We start from the raw sequence: 25497 nt of genomic DNA, 5'->3' as shown, positions 1-25497 counted from the left end.
TATAACAGGCACCTACTTCTATCTTTATTTCGTAAACTGTTCTTCTTCTGTGGATCCTTTTAGAGCAGTCGTTGATGAAGTACCGCCCGTAATCACTTGTGCTACTTCATCAAAGTATCCTGTTCCTACTTCGCGTTGATGGCGCGTTGCAGAGTAACCAAATTTTTCTGCTGCGAACTCTGCTTGTTGTAATTCAGAGTACGCAGCCATGCCGCGCTCTTTGTAACCACGCGCTAATTCAAACATGCCGTAATTTAATGAATGGAATCCAGCAAGCGTTACGAACTGGAATTTATAACCGTACGATGCAATTTCTTTTTGGAAGCTTGCAATCGTTTTTTCATCTAATTTTTGTTTCCAGTTAAATGAAGGCGAACAATTGTAAGCGAGTAGCTTCCCTGGATATTTCTTATGAATTGCGTCTGCAAAGCGTTTTGCATCTTCTAAACTTGGCTCCGACGTTTCACACCAAACGAGATCTGCATACGGCGCATACGCTAAACCACGTGCAATTGCTTGATCAAGACCTGCTTTCGTACGATAAAACCCTTCTGGTGTTCTTTCACCTGTAATAAACTCTTGATCAACTGGATCGATATCGCTCGTAATTAAATCTGCCGCATCTGCATCTGTTCTTGCGACGATAATTGTTGGTACACCCATTACATCCGCAGCAAGACGTGCCGAAATTAAATTACGCACCGCTGTTTGCGTCGGTAATAATACTTTTCCGCCTAAATGCCCGCATTTTTTCTCTGAAGATAATTGGTCTTCGAAGTGCACGCCAGATGCACCAGCCTCAATCATCCCTTTCATTAGCTCAAATACGTTTAACTGTCCACCAAAGCCAGCTTCAGCATCCGCCACAATTGGGACGAAATAATCCGTATCACCATTTCCTTCCATGTGCTGAATTTGATCAGCACGTTGAAGTGTTTGGTTAATTCGCTTTACAACAGCTGGTACACTGTTCGCTGGGTATAAGCTTTGATCAGGATACATATGTCCAGAAAGATTCGCATCTGCCGCTACTTGCCAACCGCTTAAATAAATTGCTTTTAATCCAGCCTTCACTTGTTGCATCGCTTGGTTTCCTGTTAATGCGCCAAGTGCATTAATATAATCTTCTGTATGAAGTGATTTCCAAAGCTTCTCTGCACCGCAGCGCGCCAACGTATGTTCAATATCAATCGATCCGCGCAGACGAATCACATCTTCAGCTGAGTATGGACGTGTGATCCCTTTCCAGCGTGTATCTAACTCCCAGCTTTCTTGCAATTTATCAATTCTTTCGTTTTTCATATGTTCCATCCCCTTTTCTTGTTTCTTATAAAATTTCATAACCCGGTAATGTTAAAAACGGCACGAACTCATTATTACGAACAAGGTTTGTAAACAGTTTTGTAGCTTCTTCAAATCTCCCCTTCTTAAATGCTTCCTTACCAATCTCTCTTTCTATTTTTGCTAGTTCTTCTTCTTTCAATTCTTCCATCAATTTAAAAGTAATATTACGGCCATCACTTAGCTTTCCACCCTCATGGCGAATCCACTGCCATACTTGTGCTCTTGATATTTCCGCTGTTGCCGCATCTTCCATTAAGTTATAAATTGGAGCTGCTCCTCTCCCGCTTAACCAAGATGCAATATATTGAATACCGACGTTAATATTCGTGCGAAGACCACTTTCTGTAATCGTTCCCATCGGTACTTCTAATAAATCCTTTTCTGTTACACTTATTTCTTCACGCTTTCTAAAAATTTGATTTGGCGTTTTCATTATGTGATTAAATACTTCCATTGCAACCGGTACAAGTCCCGGGTGGGCAACCCAAGTCCCGTCATGTCCATCTAAAGCTTCGCGCTCCTTATCAGCACGCACTTTCTCAAAAGCCACCTCATTTGCTTCTGGATCATTCTTAATTGGGATTTGCGCTGCCATCCCTCCGATTGCTGGTGCATTACGGCGATGACACGTTTGAATAACTTTCAAAGAATACGCGCGCATAAACGGCGCTGTCATCGTGACTTGCGCTCTATCTGGAAGTAAAAATTCATTATGATTTCGGAAACTCTTTAAGAAACTAAATATATAATCCCATCGCCCGCAGTTTAAACCAGCAGAATGATCTCTTAGTTCATACAAAATTTCATCCATTTCAAATGAAGCGTGAATCGTTTCTATTAATACAGTCGCTTTAATCGTTCCGTTCGGAATACCGATATACTTTTGAGCGAATACGAAAACGTCATTCCATAATCTTGCCTCTAAGTAACTTTCCATTTTCGGTAAGTAAAAGTATGGGCCACTTCCTTTTGCTAAAAGCGTCTTAGCATTATGGAAAAAGAACAAACCAAAATCTACTAAGCTGCCAGACATGTTCTTGCCGTCAACTTGCATATGTTTTTCCTCTAAATGCCACCCTCTCGGACGCACGATTAAGACAGCCGTTTTACTATTTAACCGATATTCTTTTCCGTTCTCATTTTTATGTGAGATCGTTCCCTTACTCGCATCTCGCAAGTTAATTTGGCCTTCAACAGCATTTCTCCAAGTTGGTGCATTCGAATCTTCAAAGTCTGCCATAAAAAGATGTGCACCTGAATTTAAAGCGTTAATGACCATCTTTCTATCTACTGGTCCAGTAATCTCCACACGACGATCCTCTAAATCTTTCGGAAGCTCAGCGATTGTCCAATCACCTTCACGTATATGCTTTGTTTCTTCTAAAAACGTAGGAAACTCCCCTGCATCAATTCTTTTTTGTTTCTCCACACGCTTTTGTAAAAGTTCCGTGCGGCGTTCGTTGAAATTCCCATGTAGTTCCTTTAAAAAGCTAAGCGCCTCAGGTGTCAATATTTCGTTGTACGCTGGTAACATTTCTCCGGGCAATGTAACCCGTGAAGTTTGCGTCGACATATTAGCATCCCCTTCTTAAACTGTTTTATAACAGATTTTATTTTATGTTTTATATTATATAACAAATCTTCGGAAAAGGAAGTTTTTTTTGAAAATTTAATTGTTTTTTATGAAACTATATTCTTTTACCATCGTTACACACAAAAAAAGAGTCAGTGTTATATAACACTGACTCTTTTTTATTATTTATTCAAAAATTGTTTTAAATAAGAACTGCGCATATTGTTCACGTGTTACTTTCATGTTTGGAGCAAAGTTTCCAGTTCCATCTCCTACAGAAATACCATTTGAACCTACTGCATTAATCGCATTGTATGCCCAATGTCCTTTCGGTACATCTTTAAATCCTTGTGTTCCTTTTACTTCTAACTCATATGCTACTGTAAGTACTTGAGCCATTTCTGCACGTGTTAGTGTATCTTTCGGTCTAAAGTTTCCAGTTCCATCACCGTTAAAGATACCTACCTCTGTTAATACTAAAATTTCTTCTAAGAACATTGTTGATTTTTCATTAATATCTTTGTATGGATTCTCAAGGATATCGCCTTCCTCGAATACTTCACTGAAATCGATAGTACGATAAATTAAAGCAGCTACTTGTTCACGAGTTATGTTATGACCAAAACCGAACACGCCATTTCCATAACCAAGCATAATTTCTTCTTGTGCTAAAGTTTGAATTGCTTCGTAAGACCAATGTCCTGCTGGTACATCCTTAAAGATAGCCTGACTTGCTTGTTGTGGCTTAGGCTTAGCAGCTACTTCAGCATTCACTGTAGCGCCTTCAGCACTAAATGCAATTCCACCCATAATTGTTAAAGCTGTTGCTACTTTTAAAATTTTTTTCTTCACTTTGTTCTCTCCCTAAAAACGTATTTTTTTCTAATATAAAGAATTCATAGAAAAGTAACAATACACTTATCCATATAAGTTTTGTCTAATTTATGAACTCTATTTCATATACTTATTTTTATACTTAGTGAACAATAAAGTTACTAAATCATATTTTTTCGATATAAAAAGTAACTAAAATTAACCTGTTTTTTCCATATGATACTATTCACTAAACTATGAACAGCATAATAAATATACAAAATAAGCCATTTAAAACAAGAAAAAAGCGCGTTATCTTCGCGCTTTTTTCTTAAAATATACTATATCAATATAATTTAACGTCATTCATTTTTTAAATGAAAGTTAATAATAGCTTTATATAAAAATGTTGCATATTGCTCACGTGTTACAACTTTATTCGGTTCAAACTTTCCATTTCCTGTCCCTACTATGACATTATTTGATTGCAGAGCACTAATTGAATTTTTTGCCCAGTAATTATTCGGTACATCTGCAAATGTATGCTGTTGCTTCACTTCAAATGAAAATGCCTGTGTAAGAACTTGCGCTACTTCTGCACGTGTAATTATTTCCCTAGGTCTAAAGTTCCCCTTCTCATCACCTTTAAAAATACCGCGTTCTGTTAATGCTAAAATTTCATTTGGAAACATTGTTGATCTTTCAGAAATATCATTATACGGATTTTTTAACGGTCCTTCATGTTCTATATTAAGTGCGCGATATAGTACTGCCGCCACTTGTTCACGTGTTACGTTATCACCTACACCAAACTTTCCATTTCCATAACCTAGCATAATTTTATTATATGCCGCATCTAGAATGTAATCATATGCCCAATGGTTTACTGGGACATCGTCAAATACAATCATTTCAGGATATTCTTCTGCTTTTATGTTAGGAACATTTGCACTTACCAACAATCCACCCATAATAGTCGCTGCGGCCATTATACGTAACATTTTTTTCTTCATTGTCCTCTCTCCTTCATTTCCACTTTATTAAAAATGGAACATAATAGACTAAATTCTTTTTTCATATTACATATGCTGTATTTACAAGCCTTATGTAATATATTGCATTTTTAACATCTATTATTTTGAAGATTACTAGGTGAACCAATTCGCTCTCAATTCCAATTGGTATTCTGAATTGTATACAAATCATTTGAAGAAATATTCCCATCTTTACGCTCTAGTTCCTCTGTTTAATTTTCAAAAGGATAGACAAAAGCTTTTGCAAAGATGTTATATATACAATATTCTACTATCTACTAATCAAGTCCTTCACTTATAAAAATTTCACTTTATAGACAAAAAAAGCACAAATATAATCTACTTGTACTTTTTCACACTCTTATTTATTCCATTTTCCCTAGTGAATTATCGATTGCCTTTTTTAAGAATTTCGCAAATTGCCCACGTGTTACAAGCATTTCAGGTTCAAATTTCCCATCGCCTGTTCCTACTACAATGTTATTAGATTGTAGCCCACTAATCGCATCTCTTGCCCACTAATCTTCTGATACGTCTGTAAATGTATGAGGTTGTTTTGCTTTCAGATTATATGCTTTCACCAAAATTTGCGCTAGTTCCGCACGAGTTAACGTATCTTTTGGACGGAAGTTCTGATTTTCGTCTCCTTTAAAAATACCGAGCTTTGTTAATTGTAAAATTTCATAAGGAAACATTGTTGATTTCCCGTCAATATCTCCATATGGATTTTCAATATGTACATTTCGCTTCAAATCTAGTGCGCGATACAGTACTGCCGCTGCTTGTTCGCGTGTTACATTATCTTCTACACCAAATTTCCCATTTCCGTAGCCATACATAATTCGGTGATGCACTAGTTCAACAATTTCATCATATGCCCAGTGATCCTTTGATAAATCATCAAAATCTATAATAATATTAGGACCAGATTTTTGATTCACGCCAGTATTTGCAGAAGCACCATTTGCACTTACAAATATTCCGCCCATTAACGTTAATGATATAGCTACTTTTAATAACTTCTTCATTTTAGTCATCCACCTTTTTCTTTATTCACCTCTTTTTCGATTATATTGAATACTCAAAAATATTTACAATATTATTTGATTATTGGAATAAATCACGCTTCTGAGCATACTTGCACTCTTTCATCTCGCGGCTTCCGAAAAGTAAACGCCATCCCTACAAATATTAGGACAATCCCTACAATTTGCATACTAGTCGGTCTGAATCCAGTAAAGACTGTATCTAATACAATTGCAACACCAGGATCTAGAAACACTAATACAGAAATTAGTCTCGTCGGTAAATCTCTTAAACTGTCAAAAAACAAATAGTACACAAACCCTGTATGTATAAGTCCTGTCGCTGTAATCATGATCCAATTCGTTTGTGTTAATCCTTGAAATGCTCCGAAATCTATAAATGGTAATAGTAAAAATATACCTAAAAATGTTTGTAAAAATGTCATCGCATACGCACTCGTATGCTTAATTCCTTTTCCGAGCAACGTTGTAAATGCATAAAATAAAGCTGCAAGAAGTGCCCACACCATTCCAGATGACATTAATTTCTCAAGCGACACATTGCCATCTACTCCAGCTATTAAAACTGTACCGATAAAACAAATAATGATGGATATAATAGAAAATACTGTAAACCTCTCTTTAAATACAATACTACCAATTATTAATACGATGATCGGTGCAAGATGATATACAGAAATCGCAATTGTAATCGACATAACTTCAAACGCTTTAAATAAAAACACCCAGTTAAAAACAAGAAATACACCACAAGCTAATATTTGCATGGTTTCTTTTTTGTTCCATTTCTCACTTTTGTACTGCCCCGTTACGAACCAACATAATGCTAAAAATATAGTCGCACAAATACAACGAACGAATACTAATTCAAAAGACGGTAAACCTGTCTGGACAGAAAAAAATCCAATCGATCCGAAAATAGACATCGAAAGAATCATTTTTATAGCCGGCATTGATTTTGAATGAAACAAAATATTAACCTCCTAAACATTTCACTGAATATTCCATATATTATACACTATAATTTTCCAAAATTCGAATACTCCACAATAAAAAGAAGCAGTATACTACTGCTTCTTCTGTTTTTCATATTGTTCAAACGTATGAATTCTTTCGAAAATTGGTGGATGTGTGTATAAGAAAAATTTCACTAACGCAGGCGGATTTACTTGGCTTAAACTTGTTTTTGATAAGTATTGAAAAGTTCTCACACCTGAATTTCCATCTTTCGTCATATTTAAAGCGTATTGATCTGCCGCTCGTTCTTCTATACGAGAAACGTAGTTTGTTGCTGGTTGTGATGCAAAGGATAGTACAGAAGAAATTAAGAAAAATAAAGGTAAAATCGAGAAACATGCCATTTTTGAAACTTTCAGCGTATCTCCCCATTTTCGAATACACATATTTAAAATACGACTAATTAAATACATACCTATAAACGATAGCAAGACATAGCTCGCAACGCCCCAATATATATGTTTCATTACGTAATGTCCCATTTCATGAGCCATTATAAATAAAATCTCTTTATCTTTTAATTGCTTAAGCGTCGTATCCCACATTACGATACGCGAGTTAAGGCCTATTCCTGTTACATATGCATTTAACGAATTCGTTTTTTCCGACATATTTACTTCATATACGTGTTTAGCTGGAATATCAGCTTTATCTGCCATCGCTAAAATTTTCGTTTCTAATTCTTTATTTTTCAGCGTCGAGAAGTCGTTATAAAGTGGATCAATAATAACAGGTTGCACGAACGTTAAGAAAATTGTAAACGGTACAGAGAGCGCCCACCCTGCTAGCCACCATCTCTTCGGGAATTTACGGATAAGCCATAAAAGAACAGTAACAATGAGTAACATCGTCGCATAATTAACCCAAAAATCGATAACGTGATCTTTTATCCAGCTTTGTGTACTTTGCGTGGAAATACCGTAAGCAACCGACACTTTACGCCCAATCCATTGCATCGGCAGGGCAAGGACTGTTGTCAGTAATGATAAATAAAAGAAATAAATCGCAACTTGTAAGACATTTATTTTTGTCGTTTCCTTCGACCATTTCTCAAACTTTTTTGAAATACCGAGCACAAGTACAAACAATAAAATAATCCATTCAAGAGGCGTCGCTAAAAAGTACAGTAAGTTTTTCACGCGCGAATAATCTTGGCTTAGCGTAAGCTCCCTCGCATTCATAAAAGTCTCTGGATCCGCACTCGTTCCTTTATACATGTCTGGAATGAGTTCATGATTCCATCCAAATAAATACCAATATATAAGTAACGCAAACCCAACGTACAAAAAAAGCGACCACCCAATAACTTTCCTCACGCTATTCCCTCCTCTATGCTGCCTGTCTATTATTATTGTAAGTTCGGACTTTCAAAATTAGAACAAGCTAATCGTGAGAATTGTTCTAGCTCGTTCAATTTATATAAAAAAACTCTTCTATTACAAGAAGAGTTTTCCCTATTTTTAAATATTTTCTTTGTCTCATAATCTATGTATAAGAAATGTACTTACAAACTAGCGTCGTTATAATAATCCGCCTTAAGGAAGCACATCTATTAATAAACTAAAATCTTGCAAAGAAAAAGAACTATATTTCATAATACCTTGTACAGTTAAAAGTAAAATAAGACCAATCACACACATATAATTAATACTTTCTTCATGCTTTTTCTCAGCAACTACTCCGCCCGTAATGCATAAAATCCCTAATAAATGGAGCGCTAAATACATAAAAAAGTAAACTTCCTCCCAGCGAAGAACAACATTTACTGTCGTAATTAATACTAAACTCAGTACAATCAAATAAAAAAACTTATTTGACGATATTGTTTCATTCATATAATTTTATACACCCCTTTCAAATTACGAATTAATGATGATTTAGTTTTCATAAAATAAAAGTCCCCACTACTTTCTCAAACATTTTATGAGCCCTAACATAATTTTCTTCGTTCTTTACATACTGTCTGAAGATACGCCTCATCATTTCTTCCACAATAAAGCTAACTATTATTAATGTCCCTAACACGATAAGATGAAATCATTATTGATGGAGAAGTACTTACGTCTAATAGAAGTGGAATCTATCATTTCCTTCAATATTTTCTCAAACATCTTCTCTACCTTACTTATCCCCCACTATGCTCGAAAAGCTCTTTTCCTTCTCCGCATATATAACAGGCACTTCTTTACTCCAATATTTGCGATTCACAAATAAAAAGATGAGTACTAAGTTTAATCCTGCCATAAAAATAATTAATCCTGGAAAGAATGTCGTATAGTTCGAAAAATCGGCAAAACTCATTATCTTTTCTCTGCTTACTAAAAAAGATGAACTAAGCACAAACGCATTGTTTAACATATGAATGGCAATTGGCATGAGTAAGCTTTTCGTACGAATATATACAATTGATATTACGATGCTAAACACAACTGCACCAAGGAAATCAACATGTAAGCATGCAAATAAAAGTGCTACAACGACCACCGCTATACTAGTACCCCATTTTGCTGCAAAACGCTGTAGTAAAAATCCTCGAAAAACAAACTCTCCGACAATAGGCGCGATAAATACGACCATAATAAATTGATATACATATCCCCCGGTACTATCTATAATCGGTTCATGCAAGGCATTCATTATAAAATCTGGTGTAATCCACGCGAAGCTGTACATGTACAAAATAAGATAGCCGTAACTAAACATACATAGCATAATTGCGATATACAAAACTTGCACTAGATTAAATGTTTCGTTTCTATTAATAAATAATGAAAATGAAACACGATGCTTTCTATATCCGTAAAACAGCCATACTATTGGAAGGATATAAAATATAAGAATGTTTATAAAAGATGAATTCTGTATATGAAATGTATTTTCTAGCACTTCATTACTACTTCGTGCTATTAAAATTAATAATGCAAATACAATTAAAAAATATCTAGCTCGCATCGTTTGAAACGGATTCACATTCATCTCCTCCCCATGTTACTTTTATCATATCATTTGAATCTTAATTTTTTGTGAAAGAAAACCTTAAAATTTCCTTAAAAATTCCATAAGTTACAAAAAGATGATATGATATTCGAGGAAATTAGGAGGGATTCATATGTATCACGCAAATATTTTACTCGTTGATGATGAAACAGCAATTTTACAATTACTAACTACCATTCTTAAAAAAGAAGGTTTTTCTCATATTACAACTGCAACCTCTGCGGAACTAGCCTTATCTCTCACCCAGCAAAACAATTACGATTTAATCATTTTAGATGTGATGCTTCCTGGACAGTCTGGTTTTGACATTTGTCCGATCATTCGCCAAAAAACGGATTGCCCCATCTTCTTTCTAACAGCGAAAACTTCTGATTTAGATAAAGTATCTGGATTTTCATACGGTGCCGATGATTATATTACGAAGCCATTTAATCCACTTGAAGTAGTCGCTCGTATGAAAGCACAACTTCGAAGACATATGAAGCAAAGCGTACAAGAACAAAAAACGCACTCCATTTCATTTGGGAGATTTGAAATTGATCAACATTCTGCGGAACTAACAGTAGATGGAAACGTTGTCGAATGTTCCGCTCAACTCTTTCAATTACTACTCTTCTTTTGTGAGAATCCGAACTACGTATTTTCGAAAGAAGAATTATACGAAAAAGTTTGGGGAGCACCTGCCTATAATGGAGATGATAATACTGTTATGGTTCACATTCGAAAACTACGTGAAAAAATTGAACATGATCCAAGTAAACCAGAATACATAAAAACAGTTCGTGGACTTGGCTATAAGTTCATTACAAAGTAGGTTAAAGATATGAATTTTAATAAGAGACTTATAATCCAGTTTATTTTACAACACGTTTTCGTCTTAGTTACGTTACTTATCGCAGTAGTTGCTTCTTTTTCTTATTTAATTTTTCTTCTTAATAGTACTTTATATGAACCTAATATTTCTGATTATGATACCTTTACAATCTCCGAATATATTTCTTCTGAAGACAATAAAATTACTTTAAAATCTGAGGTAAAAGATTTAATAAAAGAAAAGAGTGATTGGCTTCAAATTGTAGATGAAGATGGAAAGGTCCTTTACAACTTTAATACGCCTAACGATGTTCCTACCTCTTACACAAAGACATCCTTACTTACGTATTTACAGAATAGCAGCAACAGTATTTATAAATTTAACTATTGGGAGATTAAATTAGAAAAGAAACCAGCGATTGTTATTTACGGTGCCAAACTAAAAAGTAATACTTTACTAAAAACGATACAACAAGGACATCCTTCTTTATCATTAAATGAATTTGCACTAACTGAACAAGAAAAACAATTAATTTCTAAAGAAAAAGCAACACTACAAATATTTAATAACAATGGAGAAGAAGTTTTTTCCTATCCAACTGGGAAGAAAAAAACATTTTCAGCCATAAAAACGGCTCTTAATGAAAAAGAACCGTGGAATTATAAAGAAAATACATCTAGTTTTTACGATTCAAATAGCGGTCATCTCGTCGTTGTATCCGCCCCAAACGCTCATTATTATCCAGATGATGAATTAGATGATGTATTTACCAAGAAACTTCTAATCGGATGCAGCTTAATCCTCCTTATTGTGTTTGTTTATTTAGTCATTCTTTCAATTTGGTATGGAAATAAGTTTGGAAAGCCTTTATTACATACGATGCGCTGGCTTAAAAACATAGCCGGAGGAAAATATGAAGAACCTGTTAGTAAAAAAGGCAAACCTGTTCGGTTCCGGCGCTCCGGTAAAGAAAAATGGTCATTCCGTATATTTAAAGATGTTACAAACTCACTAGAGCACCTTTCTATTACTTTGAAAAAGAACGATGCAATGAGAAAAGTACTGCAACAAACACGTGAAGAGTGGATTACCGGCCTGACGCATGATCTAAAAACACCGCTTAGCTCTATATACGGCTATGCATTATTACTAGAATCGAAGCAATATAATTGGACTGATCAAGACATTCAACAATTTGGCCATGTAATGAAAGAAAAATCTCAATATATGACTACATTAATTGACGACTTAAGCTTAACATATCAATTAAAAAATGATACTCTTCCTGCGCAACACGTAAATGTTGAAATTAATCAGTTCGTCCAAAGAGTATTATTACAATTTATTAATAACCCAACACTACAAAATCAAAATATTGAATTTGTGCCAAGTTCAAGCAAAATCCAATATTTTATTGAAGAAAAATGGTTCCAGCGTATTATCGAAAACCTACTCGCAAACGCTGTAAAACATAATAATGAAACGACAAACGTAATCGTAAAACTTTCGCAAAATGCTAACTTCTTTACACTATCTATTTCAGATGATGGAAAAGGTATGGACGATAAAACGAAAGAACTTCTATTCGAGCGGTACTACAGAGGAACGAATACAGAAGAAAGCAACATCGGAACTGGACTTGGCCTTGCCATTACAAAACAGCTCGTTCATGCTCATAACGGAACGATCTCCATTGATAGTGAACTTGAAAAAGGAACGACGATTATACTTATGTTTCCGTTTAGTTCATAGGAAAGACGCTGTAGGGCGTCTTTTTTTTGAGGAATTTTTTCGGTGAATGAAATTATGAAGTGGTTTTTCGTATTAGTTCTACGGTACATGAAATTATATCGGCGCAACTCAAATTATATCAGCGATTTTCAAGATATATCGATTTACCGACAAAAATCGTCAAATGTGGCAACCTATATGATAAAAAAGCGAACCACTGAGTGGTTCACTTTTCCTCTTATTATTTCTTCTTCACTGGTATCCAAAGCTCAACTTGAGCAAACTCACTTTTATCTGCATGGGAACGCTCATCGTATAGCTCAAATTCTGTAACTCCGCAATGCTCATATCCTGAGTGCGGGAACCATTCTGAGAATACTGCATTCCACGTTTGATGAATAGACGATACCATTTCTTCATGAGGAACTTTCGGCGTTGTAAATACTGCATATGTCGCAGCTGGGAATGTACGCTTTGCAACTGCATTTGGTACATTTTCAAAGTCTGTAACTTCCATTCCGATAATATAAGTGAAGTCCCCTGTTTCTAAATTAAAATCAGTACATAATCCAAGTTCTACCCATTGGCTCGTATCTTTACGATTCGGAATCGTCGTTCCAAGATCTTTTTGTAAATATTCTTGCCAAAATGCTGGAATGTCTTGATGATTTTTTCCTTCTTTACTTGTCGTCTTCAGTTCATAACCCGCCACTAAAAATTCTGGTTTATTTACAATACGATATTCCATTTGTATGCCTCCTAAATACGGATTTAATTTTCTTTGCTTTACATTCACTCTGTAATACATCGGTGTTTCGATTTCTTGTTTTCGATATTCACTTGGTGTCATTTGAAATAATTTTTTAAAGGCTCTCGTGAACGTTTCGTGAGATTGAAAGCCATGCTCAAATGCGATATCAATAACTTTTTCATCCGTATGAGAAAGTTGATAAGCTGCCCGGGCTAACCTCCTCTTTCGAACATACTCCATTACTGTATCACCTACTAACGCCTGAAATACACGATGAAAATGCGACTCAGAAAAACCTGCAATACGCGCCAAATTACGCAGCGTTTGTTTTTCCATTACATCTTCCTCAATATAATCAATTGACCTTTGAACTTGTGTTTCATAGCTTTCCATCTCTGTTCACCCGCCTTATATGTATTATGATAAAAGAGAATCATATCTGATTCTTGACGTTTTTTACTATAATTCTAAAAACAAATGTAACTTTTTTATATGTATTTCGTTGTTATGTATGAAGGGAGGGAAATTAGTGAAACGCAAACAATCATTAGAAGAGATTTACTCAGAGCATATGCAAGATTTATTTCGCTATCTTCTCTCCCTAACCGGAGATTCTCACTACGCGGAAGATCTTATGCAAGAAACGTTTTACCGAATGCTAGTCCACATTGATTATTATAAAGGCGAAGAAATTAGGCCGTGGTTGTTTACGATTGCCTACAACGCCTTTATCGATTGGTATCGAAAAGAAAAAAAATATAAAACAACGACAGTTGAAGAATTCCATTTACCAAACGTGCCAAGTACAGAACATGCATATTTTGTAAAACATGAGATTGCTAGTTGGTTAGACAGTTTATCCTCACTTCCGCTCGAAAGACGAAATATGCTACTACTACGAGATTACTACGGATTCACCTATAAGGAAATAGCAGAAATGACCGGTCTCTCATTAGCGAAAGTGAAAATTGAATTACACCGCGGACGAAAAGAAGCAAGAAGCATAAAGGAGTGATACAGATGGGTTGTGCAGAGTTTAAAAAACTTTGGGAGAAATATGAAAAAGGTACGCTCACACGTGATGAGCAAGAACAGTTAGAAAGTCATATAGAAACTTGTGCAGAATGTGAAGCTCATTTAGATGAATTGCTTACGAAGAGTGAACCCGTAAAGAAAAAATTACCTCCAAAAGAACTTAAAGTTCCTTTTTGGAGAATTAAGTGGAAACATCGTTTACAGATGTTTGGTTTTATACTAGCAATTTGTATCGTTATATATATGATTGGCGGGGTATTGTCTGCCTTTTATTTTCAAGCTAATAATGATAAAAAGCTAAAAGAAATAAGAGATGTTCCCTCTCTTGCACTTGAAGCAACTATCCCAAATAGCCGCGTCATAGGGGGCGGAACAAGTGTAGAAGCTTTCTTTCGAACAAACAGCCAATTTGATTTAGTCAAAACGATTGGTAAAAAAGAAATGCCACTCGGTACAATGGAAACGAGCAGCTTTTTATCTTCTTTAAATATCACAAATAAATCTTGGGTGAATATGCACTATCAACCGAACATCCACTTTGTTCATCCAAAAATAAAACAAGGTGATTATTTGAAAGAAGCATCTAAAAAGGTTTGGGATACACTTGCAAAGGTACATGAGGGAACCGTTGCAGAAGTAGCAATTTCTTTTGATAAATCCTACACTTTACAAGAGTTAGAACCACTTTTATATAGTGTATTTGAAGCACAAGAACTCCCTCCAACTCCTGTATGGTACGCTTTAGATACTGGGCAAGAAAGAATAAACGAAGAAGATTTCATCCTATCCGGGAGCGACTTTATAGGATTTCCAGAACATATAGGATTCCTTGATGATGAAACAGAAAATCTGAAAACGCAAGAGGATAAAGTTATTGAAATGATGCGCATTCTTTCTACACATAAAAAAACTGTAAGTACAGTTGCTATGCTTCCTGAAAGTGAACTAAACTTAGATAAACGTTATAAATATGTAAAAGATAACGGAGTAAAAGTATATGGCATTGTCATTACTGGACCGTCAAAAGAGTTACTAAAATTACAAAACTCACCGCACGTACGTTATGCGATTCTTGGAGATATTGAGGTTTGGAATTGGTTTGATAATTAATAAAAAGAAGTAACGCATTAGAAATGATGCGCTACTTCTTTTTTAATTCGCAATCACTTTCACATACATCCCTCTCACCGCTTTTTCATAAGCGATCTCACTCATCTTCCTTATGTTTTCTGACACAACAGACGATTGAATAACCTCACCTGCACGAAGTAACGGCGGATCAATAAGACGGACTTTATTTTTCTGATGTAAATTATACTCATTTCTATCTTCTTTTACTTCTATACTTGGATGAATTTTTCTTAATAAAACATGTACTTCTGGATCGTTACATAGCTGCAATTTCGATATAAGCTCATGATCTTCAAGAAGAAAGTCATCTGCATGAATAACCTTTTTATGAAGAGCTAACTTTAACGTTTTAGCTAACATATCATTTCCATAAATATTAAGTGGTTTCATAAAGAAATCGATTACTTCTTTGTAATACGTCTTCGTAAACCATTCTGCAATTTCAATATTTTGAAGTACCATTCTCCCATTAACTTCGATTAAATCATCTAAAAAATTTTGAGCTTCTTCTAAAGAAATATACCCATATGTATACATATCTCGTAATGTATAATCCACTCGGTCTGCACATAATTCTGGTGCTGATCTTTCCAGCAATGTCCACTTTGAATCATCTAACAAAATATCTTCATAGTTATAACCATGCTTTGAAAGAATCGCCGGGATTTCCGAGTTTTTCACGACAGCACTAAATATTTCTTCATGATAACTTTCATTTTCGTTATCAAAAACGTAATCGATCACATGGGAAAAAGCAGTATGCGATACATCATGCAGTAAACCAGCAATCTGTTCTTCTACTGAACCACCGAGTTTTTTTATTAACAACATAACACCAACTGAATGATCAAAGCGTGTTACATTCCACTTCTCATTTATTAAGTAGCTTGCGCCGTTTTGATGAATACCTTTTAGTCTTTGCACAGACTTACTTAAAATTAATTCTTCTAACACTTTATCTACTTTAAACTCACCGTATATGACATCTGATATGATCACTTAAAATCCCCCTTTTCAAGCAGAGTCTTCTTATAGTATCTCTTTTTCAAAGGCAAGTAAATACAATATTTAACAATAAAAACATGAATGTTCTGATTTATTTTGTATCTATATTTAAATATATATTGATATTACATTTATTTTTGTATATATTATAAATGTCTGTTATTTGTTTTAATTCATTTACTATACTTTTATTGAGCGCTCCTTATGTGGAGCCTTTTTTATTTTTAAAAATAGAGAGCTATCAGCCCTCTATTTCATAAATCTATTCAAACGTAACCTCCACCTGCACAATCTCAGATCTACTTCCAAGTCTAAGCGGTGGTCCCCAGAATCCAAATCCAGAAGAAACAATTGCGTGGAATGCACCTTTTTGTGCATATCCCCAGTCTAGTTCGTACATTCTTCTCGTCACAATATGGTTCGGCGCCATTTGTCCGCGGTGCGTGTGACCGGATAATAATAAATCAACGCCGGCGTCCGCTGCTTGTTTTAATTCAAATGGTTGGTGATCCATTGCGATAACAGGAAGCGATTTATCTACCGTACTCATTAGATTTTCAAAGCTTTGACGATCACGCTCTGTTTTATCCCTTCTTCCGACGAGATAAAAATCATCTTCAATTGTAATGACTTCATCTAAAAGAATACGAATATCAATCTTATCCATCTCTTGTAAAAACTCAGGAACAGCTCGGCCGTAATATTCATGGTTTCCTAACACACCATATACGCCTAATGGAGCTTTCATCTGTTTCATGATTGGTCCCATATTTTTCTGAATGAACACACCTGGATGATCATCGATAATATCACCAGGCAGTAAAATAATATCGGGCTCCATTTCATTTACATGACGGACAAGTCTCTTTAAATGCGAAACACCAGACAATTTACCGAAATGCATATCAGAAGCCATCGCAATGCGTAAACTTTTACGCCCCTCTACCTTTTTCGGTATGTGCACTTCGTATTTTCTTACTACCGGACTATACGCATTAAATACTCCATACGCAAAGATAAAGATAAATGTAGCTATCACAGCCGCCCCTGTCCAAATAATTGCTGTTTCTTTCTCCACCCCAAATTGAAAAAGGAAAACTGTAATATCAGCAAGTGGCAACAACATAAGCGCATATTGTATGACCGCAAACCAAATTGAACCGACCGTTCGTAAAAATGGCAAAAACTTAAACACTTGTACGAGAATATACGCATATGAAATAAATCCAACTACGAAAGCGTAATATCCCCAAGATTCCCAGCCAAATACCGCACTGAGCCAAACCCATCCGTTCCAGCCTATGTAAAACATAAGTAGTGTGTATACAAGTAACATAGTAAATATATTGAAATAACAAAGATTCTTCACAGCCAGCCTCCTTATTAATTTCTTCTATTATAACTTGTTATGCACGTTAAACGTAAATATTAAGCACCTTGTTCATCACAGTAAAGACCTCTAATTGTTATATTTGCATCTAACAATTAGAGGTCTAAATTAATAGGATCCTTTTGTTACATTCATTTTCTACTTATGAAACCTTACAAGTTTGTCACCTTTACGTAAGGTTATTAGATAGTTTATTTACTATTGCAATGTAATAATAAAAATCAGATTCTGTTGCAATATTCCTCAGCTCTTTATGTCTTCGGAAACTTTGCAACAAATCCTGAAACATACACTTTGCTAGTAACAATGATGAAGGAGAATAGAAAATGAAAATAGCAAAGAGAAGTAGGAACATGCTTATAGTATTTATTGCTATTTTTGTGACCTTATATACTTATTTAGCTTTTACAAAAGAACCCGTTATAGAAGCTAACGCTGCTATACTAATGGATGCACAATCAGGAAAAGTTGTTTATGGTAAGAATGAAAATGTGCCCCTTGCTCCAGCAAGTATGTCAAAGATGATGACCGAGTATATTGTACTAGAAAAAATTCATAACGGTACATTAAAATGGAGCGATCCCGTCAGAATTGGTCCAAATGCTGTAAATAGTATTGGAGCTAAGATCAATATCGTTTAACTGTTAGAGATTTATTTCATGCGATGGTAATATCATCAGCCAATAATGCTGCTGTTGCTTTAGCTGAGCATATTTCTAAAAGTGAAGAGAATTTTACAAAGCTTATGAATATGAAAGCAAAGCAATTAAATTTATCTAATGCGACTCATTTTGTTAATGCTACAGGACTACCAAATGCTCAAAATAAAGAGTCAAAAATGACTGTTTTAGATGTCGCAACGCTCGCGCAACATTTGTTAAAAGCATATCCCGAAGTTTTAGATATAACCAAGCTAACAAACTATACATTAACGTATAATAGTTCAACTATAATAACTACAAATAAGATGCTCGATACATCTAATGATGAATTGTATTTTCAAGGAATTGATGGTTTGAAAACTGGATTTACAGATGAAGCAGGATACTGTTTTACAGGCACAGCAAAACAAGGTGAAAACAGGCTGATTTCTGTTGTTGCGGGAACTAAAGAAGATACTAAGAGATTTATAAAAACAAAAAAATTATTTTCATATGGATTTAATAAAATTAGCTCGACTTTTTTGAATTGGTAGCATTAATCTTTAAATTATGATAAATAGATAATACGAAATTATATAGAAACGTAAATTTTAAAATAGATTGCTATAAGGAGTAAATAAAATGATTAGAAAATTAATAGGCCGCTTAGTAGGGGGAGCTGTTCTTCTCTTCCTATGCATATATATTTTTTTCCCTAGTATAACTGACATCGCTAAAGGCAAGGACGATATACAAAATAATGATGGATCTGTAACTATTGGATCCCCCAATAGTGTGGATGTAGTAGTTAATAAAAATAGGAAACTTCCAAGTAATTATAGACCTGACGATTTAGTTGTACCTAAAGTTACTTTTGCATTCGATGGGATTCAAGAAAAAAGTCATTTACGAAAAGAAGCTGCTACCGCTTTGGAAAAATTATTTGCTTTAGCGAAACAAGATGGAATAGTACTACATGCTATATCCGGATTTCGTTCGGAAGAATATCAACAAACTGTTTATAGACGAAATGTAGCGAAACAAGGTCAAGTCCAAGCTGATAAAGTTTCTGCACAGCCAGGTCATAGCGAACATCAAACAGGTTTAACGATGGATGTTTCTGCGAATAGTGTCAATAATACACTAGAAACTCAATTCGCGAATACTACTGAAGGAAAATGGCTTAAAAACAATGCTCATCGTGCTGGCTTTATTATACGTTATTTAAAAGGAAAAGAGCACATTACAGGTTATTCATATGAACCATGGCATATTCGATACGTAGGTGACATTGCAACAGAAATATACGAGAAAGGTATCACCTTAGAAGAATATCACAATGAAAAATAACCCATCACCTTGTTAAAAACACCTTAGGAGGTATATGACGAAACAATTATATACTGCACCCTACATCTCTGTACCTATAGAATTGGCAGGTAATAAAAACAGTGCAGTGGAATTTATTCGTAAATTAACTCAAATAGCTTCCAAATGAATATAAAACTGAGAAGTATTGATTAAACAAAAGGCTAAGAGGCATACCTTTAGCCTTTTTATCTTTCATTTGAACTAAATGAAATTCCGAATAATAAGTATACTTCACGTTTAATCATCCCTTACTATCCGTCCCGTATAACGGGTGAATACGATCTCCATTATAAAAATAACAGCACATTATCATTTCAGAAAAAGTTACATGCAACTACACCAGTAAATAAAAAATTGATGAGATGAAATACATACAGATTGCAAAAAAAATACACCCTTAATTTAGATGCATTTTCATTCTCAACGTAGCAATTTCATGTTTTGTATCTCTATTCTACCCCATAATACGTTCTTCCCCATAACAAACAAATACTTGCTTTTCCGAACGTAAAGATACTATATAATATTCATCTGTAAAATGCCCTACTATATAACCCATTTTCCCCGCTAGTTCAATTGTTTCTTTATTAAAATATACTCTTGTCCGATCAAATTTTATATATTTTATTATATTTTCTAACTCTTCTTCGTTTACTTCCTTCTCAGAGAAAAAGAACATAAGACTTCCCTCCATACATACAGGAGAAATCACATCGAAAATATTAGTTGTATTATCATACTGATTCGTTAAAATCGTGCTCTTTACAGTGGATTTTTTCCAGTTTAACTCTTTTAATTCTTTTTCCAAAATGTAATTTTGCACCTTTGTTAATTCTTCTTGAACCCCTTCAAAATTCATTAAAATATATAAATGAAATCTCGATATCATTGTTTCCATAAATCGTTCCATGCCTGTATCAACATCAACTATATATCTATTAACCGATGATAATAACTTTGAAATTTTATCATTTTCAAAATTATCATGTTCATCTAGCACTAGAAAATACTCGTTTTTTTCAGTTGCAGGTTTGTGTATTTCAATATATATATCCATATTTTCTCCTTGAAAGTAATTAGACACTCTTTTTATTTATTCAGTACTTGCCCATCTTCATCTTTTGGAAACCTCATTATAATGCCCTCTTATCTCTTATATATCATTAAAATCCTTATTTTTATGAGAGTAATGCTTTTTGTCTGTAAAACTAACAAATTCTATCCCCTCACAGAAACTAACATCACCATCTACAACATTACTTCCCCAAAAAGAAAAACGTTTTAAATGATCTAATGTTTGTATACAACTTATTGTCGGTATATCCCCACAATTGAAAAGGTGCAACACCTCTAAAGACTCTAAACATTGAATAACAGAAAAATCTTCAATATTTTTGCATGCTTCCATTTCTAAATTAAGTAATTTTCTACTCCCATACTTTAAATGCTCTATCGTTTTTAATGTACGTAAATAATTTAATTGTAACGACTGCAATTTATTAAAATTTTCAATACCATTGATTGAATCTATTTTAGATTGTGTAATCCTTATATCTTCTAAATTTCGTAAATGTTTCAATTCAGTCAAATCTCTATTTTTAGGACTGTATTTCCATAAAGACAGTGATTTTAAATTCGTTAGTTCCTGTAAGCCTGTTATCTTTTTATCACAGTACATCGTCAAGCTCTCTAAGTTTGTTAATTTATTTAACTCTAATTTATAATTAGACTCCATTACTGATATATCTTGAAGTTTATTTAAATCATATATACCCGATACATCTTTTAAAAACATGTTATCTAACATTAAATGTGTAATATTCTCACACTCATTTAAAAAGTTTATATCTTCTAATTCATAGTACATATCACATATTTGTACTCCAGAAATATTAAACATATTAATATATTCTATACATTCACCTAAATTTTTTTGAGATACTAATACAGTTTCCCCATGCACATCTTCTCTTACATAAAAACCATTTTTATATTTTAAGTTCATCAAATCTTCCTCAATCATCATTTTTATGCATTATATTTTTAAATAAAAAATTATTACTTGTACAAATGAGTAGGATCTCAGCTATTCCATTTTATATTAACTTTCACTAGCAATATTTCAAATCCCTATTTTCACAATAAAAAAGACTATCTAAAATTTAATTTAAAATAGTCTTTCATTATATATTACCCTACAACTTGCGTTTCCCATCCATCATAACTATCACATGTCCCACTATAAATACCCTCTAATTATCTATACAGTTTTCGCATACATAATATGAAAATAACAGCTAAGACCATAAATAATAAGTGCAATCATTGTAATATACCACTTTCCCTCGTACTTCTTTACACACTGCATAATCCCCCAAAGGCAAAGTAATATAATTGATTGAATCACTAAGATATTTAGCGTCCCTAACAGGGTAGCTGCCATAGGGTAAATGATCCATATGCTCAACAATGAACGTATTACTAGAATCATGGCAAAGATTCTCTTATAATGAAACAGTCTTATACTACCTATGCAGTACTCTTGTAAAAATACGATAGATGCTACTAGCATATTCAAACCCAAAATTAATAAATATTCTAAAAGCTCTACCAATCCTAAATTCTCCTTCTTAAATTTATTTACGCTTTCCTATCGCATTAGAAATACGCATTAACTTTGCTTTTGTAGAATTCTTCTTCGCTTTAGCTAGCCTTTCTAATCGTGCACCTGGAAGCCTTTCAAAGTGTTTTTTCGGGTTTCCAATAAAACGAGACACGTTACGTCCTGCTTGTTTAAACGGGATTCGCTCCCTTCCTTGAATAGTTTTTTTCACTACTCTTATCCCCCCTTGCATAGGAGTTATAAACCCAAACACTCTCCCTACACCACCAGAAATCAAGCCACTTAAAGCACCTTTCCCTGCAGCTTTCAAACCACCTTTCCAAGTATATCCAGTATTCCTGTTTTAGTATAAATATTTAGCTACTCCAAAACCAGCACCAATTGCTGCACTACCAACCCACCAAGCTACATGCCCATCAGGATCAACCTTCATTACCGGATTATTGTTTGCATACGTATACCCATTCATTGTAACCGGATCATCTTCATCACCTGGATCAGGATCCGCCGATAAGAACACCCCATGCTCCGGATTATAGTACCTCGCAATCAAGTAATACATACCCATTTCTTTATCATACATGTATCCCGCATATCCAAATGGATTGTCTGCTGCAATACCTTTTGCGTCACTCTTTAATACGTTACCCCATGAATCATATTCATACGTTGCTACAACTTCTTTATTTTGATCTGTCATCGCAACAACATCACCACGAGGATTAGAGTGGTAGTATAACGTTTGTCCTTTTGACTTCATTGCTAGACGCGCGCCACTTGTTGAGTATACATATTGACGAAGTACATTTCCGCTACCATCCGTCTCGTACAACGGATTAATACTATCTCCATCATAGAAGTAACGTGTTACTTGACCATTTACACTCTTTTCAATACGACGATTATCATCATCATATTTATAAGTTGCGAATGCATTGCTTTCACCTTGTTTTGTGATAGCTACAATCTGGTCATGTTCATTCCATGTATACTTGTACTTCCCATCTGATGTACGATTGCCATTCGCATCATATGTTAACGATTCGTTTCCGAATTTTACAAGCTGGTTTCCTTCATTGAATGTTGCCGCTATAGATTTTGTTTCTTTTCCGTTCTCTACAACTTTAACACTCGTACGGTTTCCAAATCCATCATATGTGTATGATTTACTTGTCCCGTTTGGTAATGCCTCGTTTAATAGTTGGTTAATCGGGTCATATACAAAATTTGTTTCTGTTACTTTTCCGCCTGTACTTTCATGCTTTATCTTCGTACGGTTACCCGATTGGTCATATTCATATCGTTCAGAAAGTAGAATACTATTTGACGTACCTACTACTAAATCTTTAATTTTGTTCGCATGGTCATAGTTGAAAGGAGAACCCGAACCATTTCCGGCTGTATACGTACGAACATTTCCTTGATCGTCATAATCAAAGCGATACGTTTGAGAACCATCTGTCACACGAATGTTTTGATCTAACGTGTTGTAGTCATACGATACTTTATTTGTGTATCCGCCTTGCGTTACTGTTTGTTCTTTTAGTTTTTCTGTCTTACTGTTTGCTTTGTCATGATACGTCCAGTCAATTTTTCCACCTCGGCTATCCGTTGCACTTGTCGCGCGGTCTGCCTTATCGTATGTTTTTGTATTAACATGGTCTTTGACTTTCGTAACTTGTCCATTTTGATCACGTTCATATGTAAATGAATCTTTTCCATTGCGTTTTTCTCCAACGACGCGATCTGCTGTATCATATACAGACTCTAAAATCGAGCCATTTGGCATTTTTGTTTTAATCTTGTTTGCATTTTCATCATATGTGTGTTCAATACGGCGATTTAACGCATCGATATACACTGTATTTTTATTATCTACATCATATTCATATTTGTGTGTTTGCGTTTTACCGCCAAACATGATAGATTTCTCTGTTGTATTTCCATATATCTATAACAAACTTCCCACTACATTTCATATGAAAAAAAGTTATCGCAACAAACAAGAGGAAGTCCCCAAAAATATATTTTAGGAGACTTCCTCTTATTAATAGATTGCTAATATGAGCGAAAATTCACTGTTAATCCAAGTTAATTTTTGCTCTCTTAAATCACAAAATCCTCCGGAATAAACACTTTCACTTCTCTCGGATGTACATATACAAACTCACCCGTTTGAATGTTGAGCTTTCTGAACTGCTCTTTACTAATTTCTGCTTCTAAATATTCATCTGTTCCGTCGCGCTTCAATTCTACATATACGACAGGGCCAACTGCGTGTGAGTATGTTACTTTCGCCGGAATGGCATCCACATTTTCTTTCGTACGAGCGATTGAAAGGTGATGTGGCCTTACGTATCCCACTCCGTCTACGTTTGAAACGTGCTTATGCTCTGGTGCTTCTAGTTCCACCGATCCTACATTTAGCTTACCTTTATGAACGCGACCGTGAAATAAGTTTACATTTCCTAAAAAGTCATATACGAATGGACTTGCTGGTTTTTCATACACTTCTTCCGGCGTTCCCATTTGTTCAATGCGCCCTTCATTCATCACGACAATGCGGTCCGCAACGTCTAACGCTTCTTCTTGATCATGCGTTACGAATACGCTCGTAATTTGAAATTCGTCATGTAGTTTTCGGAGCCACCTTCGCAATTCTTTTCGTACTTTCGCATCAAGTGCACCAAACGGTTCATCAAGTAATAAAATTTTCGGTTCTACTGCAAGTGCCCGAGCTAGTGCGATACGCTGTCGTTGTCCACCAGATAATTGCGCTGGGTAACGTTTTGCGAAACCATCCATTTTTACTAGTTTCAATAGTTCTGTTACTTTTTCTTCTATTACTTCTGCTGAGGGCCTTACACTTTTCTTTCTTACTTTTAAACCGAAAGCGACATTTTCAAACACATTCATATGTTTAAAAAGTGCATAATGCTGGAAGACGAAACCGACTTGCCGGTTTTTCACATGAATATTTGTTAAATCTTCTCCATCAAATGAAATGGCACCTTGATCCGCTTCTTCTAGTCCTGCAATAATTCGTAATAACGTCGTTTTCCCAGAACCTGATGGGCCTAATAAAGCGACCAGTTCACCTTTTGGAATATCCAAATGAATGTCTGTCAGCGCTTGAAATGTACCGTATTGTTTTGATACATTTTGAATTTGAATACTCACC

23 protein-coding genes and 3 pseudogenes are annotated in these 25497 nt (G+C 34.8%); 7 read left to right on the top strand and 19 right to left on the bottom strand.

Annotation, left to right across the window (positions count from 1 at the left end; all coding sequences use genetic code 11):
* Positions 1-24 precede the first annotated feature (24 nt).
* From aceA to BAQ49_RS06000, 10 genes and pseudogenes are all read right to left on the bottom strand, one after another.
* The gene (aceA, locus tag BAQ49_RS06045) at positions 25-1302 is read right to left on the bottom strand and encodes an isocitrate lyase (protein ID WP_071744595.1); all 1278 of its coding nucleotides are present in this window, start codon (positions 1300-1302) and stop codon (positions 25-27) included.
* A 25-nt stretch (positions 1303-1327) separates the two neighbouring features.
* Positions 1328-2917: a malate synthase A gene (aceB, locus tag BAQ49_RS06040; RefSeq protein WP_071744594.1), complete on the bottom strand. Its 1590-nt coding sequence runs from the start codon at positions 2915-2917 to the stop codon at positions 1328-1330.
* A gap of 186 nt (positions 2918-3103) precedes the next feature.
* Entirely contained in the window at positions 3104-3769 is a 666-nt protein-coding gene (locus BAQ49_RS06035; protein WP_071744593.1) for an S-layer homology domain-containing protein, read from the bottom strand.
* A 323-nt stretch (positions 3770-4092) separates the two neighbouring features.
* The gene (locus BAQ49_RS06030; RefSeq protein ID WP_071744592.1) at positions 4093-4743 is read right to left on the bottom strand and encodes an S-layer homology domain-containing protein; all 651 of its coding nucleotides are present in this window, start codon (positions 4741-4743) and stop codon (positions 4093-4095) included.
* Positions 4744-5129: 386 nt separating this feature from the next.
* Positions 5130-5801 (bottom strand): annotated as a pseudogene (locus BAQ49_RS06025) (S-layer homology domain-containing protein).
* Between the two features lie 83 nt (positions 5802-5884).
* Entirely contained in the window at positions 5885-6781 is an 897-nt protein-coding gene (locus tag BAQ49_RS06020; RefSeq protein ID WP_071744591.1) for a DMT family transporter, read from the bottom strand.
* Positions 6782-6877: 96 nt separating this feature from the next.
* On the bottom strand, positions 6878-8143 hold the full coding sequence (locus BAQ49_RS06015; protein WP_071744590.1) for a M48 family metallopeptidase: 1266 nt from the start codon (positions 8141-8143) through the stop codon (positions 6878-6880).
* Positions 8144-8362: 219 nt separating this feature from the next.
* Positions 8363-8662, bottom strand: a complete 300-nt coding sequence (locus tag BAQ49_RS06010; RefSeq protein WP_071744589.1) for a hypothetical protein — start codon at positions 8660-8662, stop codon at positions 8363-8365.
* Positions 8659-8858 (bottom strand): annotated as a pseudogene (locus tag BAQ49_RS33445) (hypothetical protein); the annotation flags it as partial. The pseudogene BAQ49_RS33445 and the gene BAQ49_RS06010, both read right to left, overlap by 4 nt.
* Before the next feature lie 90 nt (positions 8859-8948).
* Positions 8949-9797 carry a CPBP family intramembrane glutamic endopeptidase gene (locus BAQ49_RS06000; RefSeq protein ID WP_071744588.1) on the bottom strand — a complete coding sequence of 283 codons (849 nt, stop codon included), beginning with the start codon at positions 9795-9797 and terminating at the stop codon, positions 8949-8951.
* A gap of 139 nt (positions 9798-9936) precedes the next feature.
* Here BAQ49_RS06000 and BAQ49_RS05995 point away from each other — a divergent pair, with 139 nt between their 5' ends.
* Positions 9937-10638, top strand: a complete 702-nt coding sequence (locus BAQ49_RS05995; RefSeq protein WP_071744587.1) for a response regulator transcription factor — start codon at positions 9937-9939, stop codon at positions 10636-10638.
* A 9-nt stretch (positions 10639-10647) separates the two neighbouring features.
* A complete protein-coding gene (locus tag BAQ49_RS05990; protein ID WP_071744586.1) occupies positions 10648-12390 on the top strand; it encodes an ATP-binding response regulator in 1743 nt (580 codons plus the stop codon).
* 220 nt (positions 12391-12610) lie between these two features.
* Here BAQ49_RS05990 and BAQ49_RS05985 read toward each other — a convergent pair whose 3' ends face one another.
* A complete protein-coding gene (locus tag BAQ49_RS05985) occupies positions 12611-13513 on the bottom strand; it encodes an AraC family transcriptional regulator (RefSeq protein ID WP_071744585.1) in 903 nt (300 codons plus the stop codon).
* Positions 13514-13631: 118 nt separating this feature from the next.
* Here BAQ49_RS05985 and BAQ49_RS05980 point away from each other — a divergent pair, with 118 nt between their 5' ends.
* Positions 13632-14135: an RNA polymerase sigma factor gene (locus BAQ49_RS05980; RefSeq protein WP_116733434.1), complete on the top strand. Its 504-nt coding sequence runs from the start codon at positions 13632-13634 to the stop codon at positions 14133-14135.
* Positions 14136-14140: 5 nt separating this feature from the next.
* Positions 14141-15265, top strand: a complete 1125-nt coding sequence (locus BAQ49_RS05975; protein ID WP_071744583.1) for an anti-sigma factor — start codon at positions 14141-14143, stop codon at positions 15263-15265.
* Between the two features lie 42 nt (positions 15266-15307).
* On the opposite strand, the gene BAQ49_RS05970 is transcribed toward BAQ49_RS05975, so the two are convergent.
* Complete coding sequence (locus BAQ49_RS05970; RefSeq protein ID WP_071744582.1) at positions 15308-16285, bottom strand: HD domain-containing protein; 978 nt, start codon at positions 16283-16285, stop codon at positions 15308-15310.
* 268 nt (positions 16286-16553) lie between these two features.
* The gene (locus BAQ49_RS05965; RefSeq protein ID WP_071744581.1) at positions 16554-17660 is read right to left on the bottom strand and encodes a metallophosphoesterase; all 1107 of its coding nucleotides are present in this window, start codon (positions 17658-17660) and stop codon (positions 16554-16556) included.
* 347 nt (positions 17661-18007) lie between these two features.
* Here BAQ49_RS05965 and BAQ49_RS34060 point away from each other — a divergent pair, with 347 nt between their 5' ends.
* The 3 genes from BAQ49_RS34060 (at position 18008) to BAQ49_RS05955 (ending at position 19672) form a co-directional block, all read left to right on the top strand.
* A complete protein-coding gene (locus BAQ49_RS34060) occupies positions 18008-18322 on the top strand; it encodes a D-alanyl-D-alanine carboxypeptidase family protein (protein WP_341865876.1) in 315 nt (104 codons plus the stop codon).
* A 23-nt stretch (positions 18323-18345) separates the two neighbouring features.
* Entirely contained in the window at positions 18346-18876 is a 531-nt protein-coding gene (locus BAQ49_RS34055; protein ID WP_341865875.1) for a D-alanyl-D-alanine carboxypeptidase family protein, read from the top strand.
* 88 nt (positions 18877-18964) lie between these two features.
* Positions 18965-19672 (top strand): M15 family metallopeptidase, encoded by a 708-nt coding sequence (locus tag BAQ49_RS05955; protein WP_071744580.1) that lies wholly within the window; start codon positions 18965-18967, stop codon positions 19670-19672.
* Between the two features lie 475 nt (positions 19673-20147).
* Here BAQ49_RS05955 and BAQ49_RS05950 read toward each other — a convergent pair whose 3' ends face one another.
* The 6 genes and pseudogenes from BAQ49_RS05950 to BAQ49_RS05930 form a co-directional block, all read right to left on the bottom strand.
* On the bottom strand, positions 20148-20750 hold the full coding sequence (locus tag BAQ49_RS05950) for a hypothetical protein (RefSeq protein WP_071744579.1): 603 nt from the start codon (positions 20748-20750) through the stop codon (positions 20148-20150).
* A 96-nt stretch (positions 20751-20846) separates the two neighbouring features.
* A complete protein-coding gene (locus tag BAQ49_RS05945; protein ID WP_071744578.1) occupies positions 20847-21698 on the bottom strand; it encodes a leucine-rich repeat domain-containing protein in 852 nt (283 codons plus the stop codon).
* Between the two features lie 255 nt (positions 21699-21953).
* Positions 21954-22265 carry a hypothetical protein gene (locus BAQ49_RS32770; RefSeq protein WP_084667347.1) on the bottom strand — a complete coding sequence of 104 codons (312 nt, stop codon included), beginning with the start codon at positions 22263-22265 and terminating at the stop codon, positions 21954-21956.
* 64 nt (positions 22266-22329) lie between these two features.
* Positions 22330-22527, bottom strand: coding sequence for a hypothetical protein (locus BAQ49_RS33440; RefSeq protein ID WP_244159078.1), 198 nt, complete (start codon positions 22525-22527; stop codon positions 22330-22332).
* Between the two features lie 159 nt (positions 22528-22686).
* Positions 22687-24177: pseudogene (locus tag BAQ49_RS33435) on the bottom strand (RHS repeat domain-containing protein); the annotation flags it as partial.
* A gap of 245 nt (positions 24178-24422) precedes the next feature.
* Positions 24423-25496 (bottom strand): sulfate/molybdate ABC transporter ATP-binding protein, encoded by a 1074-nt coding sequence (locus BAQ49_RS05930; protein WP_071744576.1) that lies wholly within the window; start codon positions 25494-25496, stop codon positions 24423-24425.
* Position 25497: the final 1 nt, after the last annotated feature.

The organism is Bacillus proteolyticus (assembly GCF_001884065.1).
GTDB lineage: Bacteria > Bacillota > Bacilli > Bacillales > Bacillaceae_G > Bacillus_A > Bacillus_A proteolyticus.
Note: the sequence above shows the minus strand (reverse complement) of the source record. Positions and strands in the feature narration are given on the sequence as shown.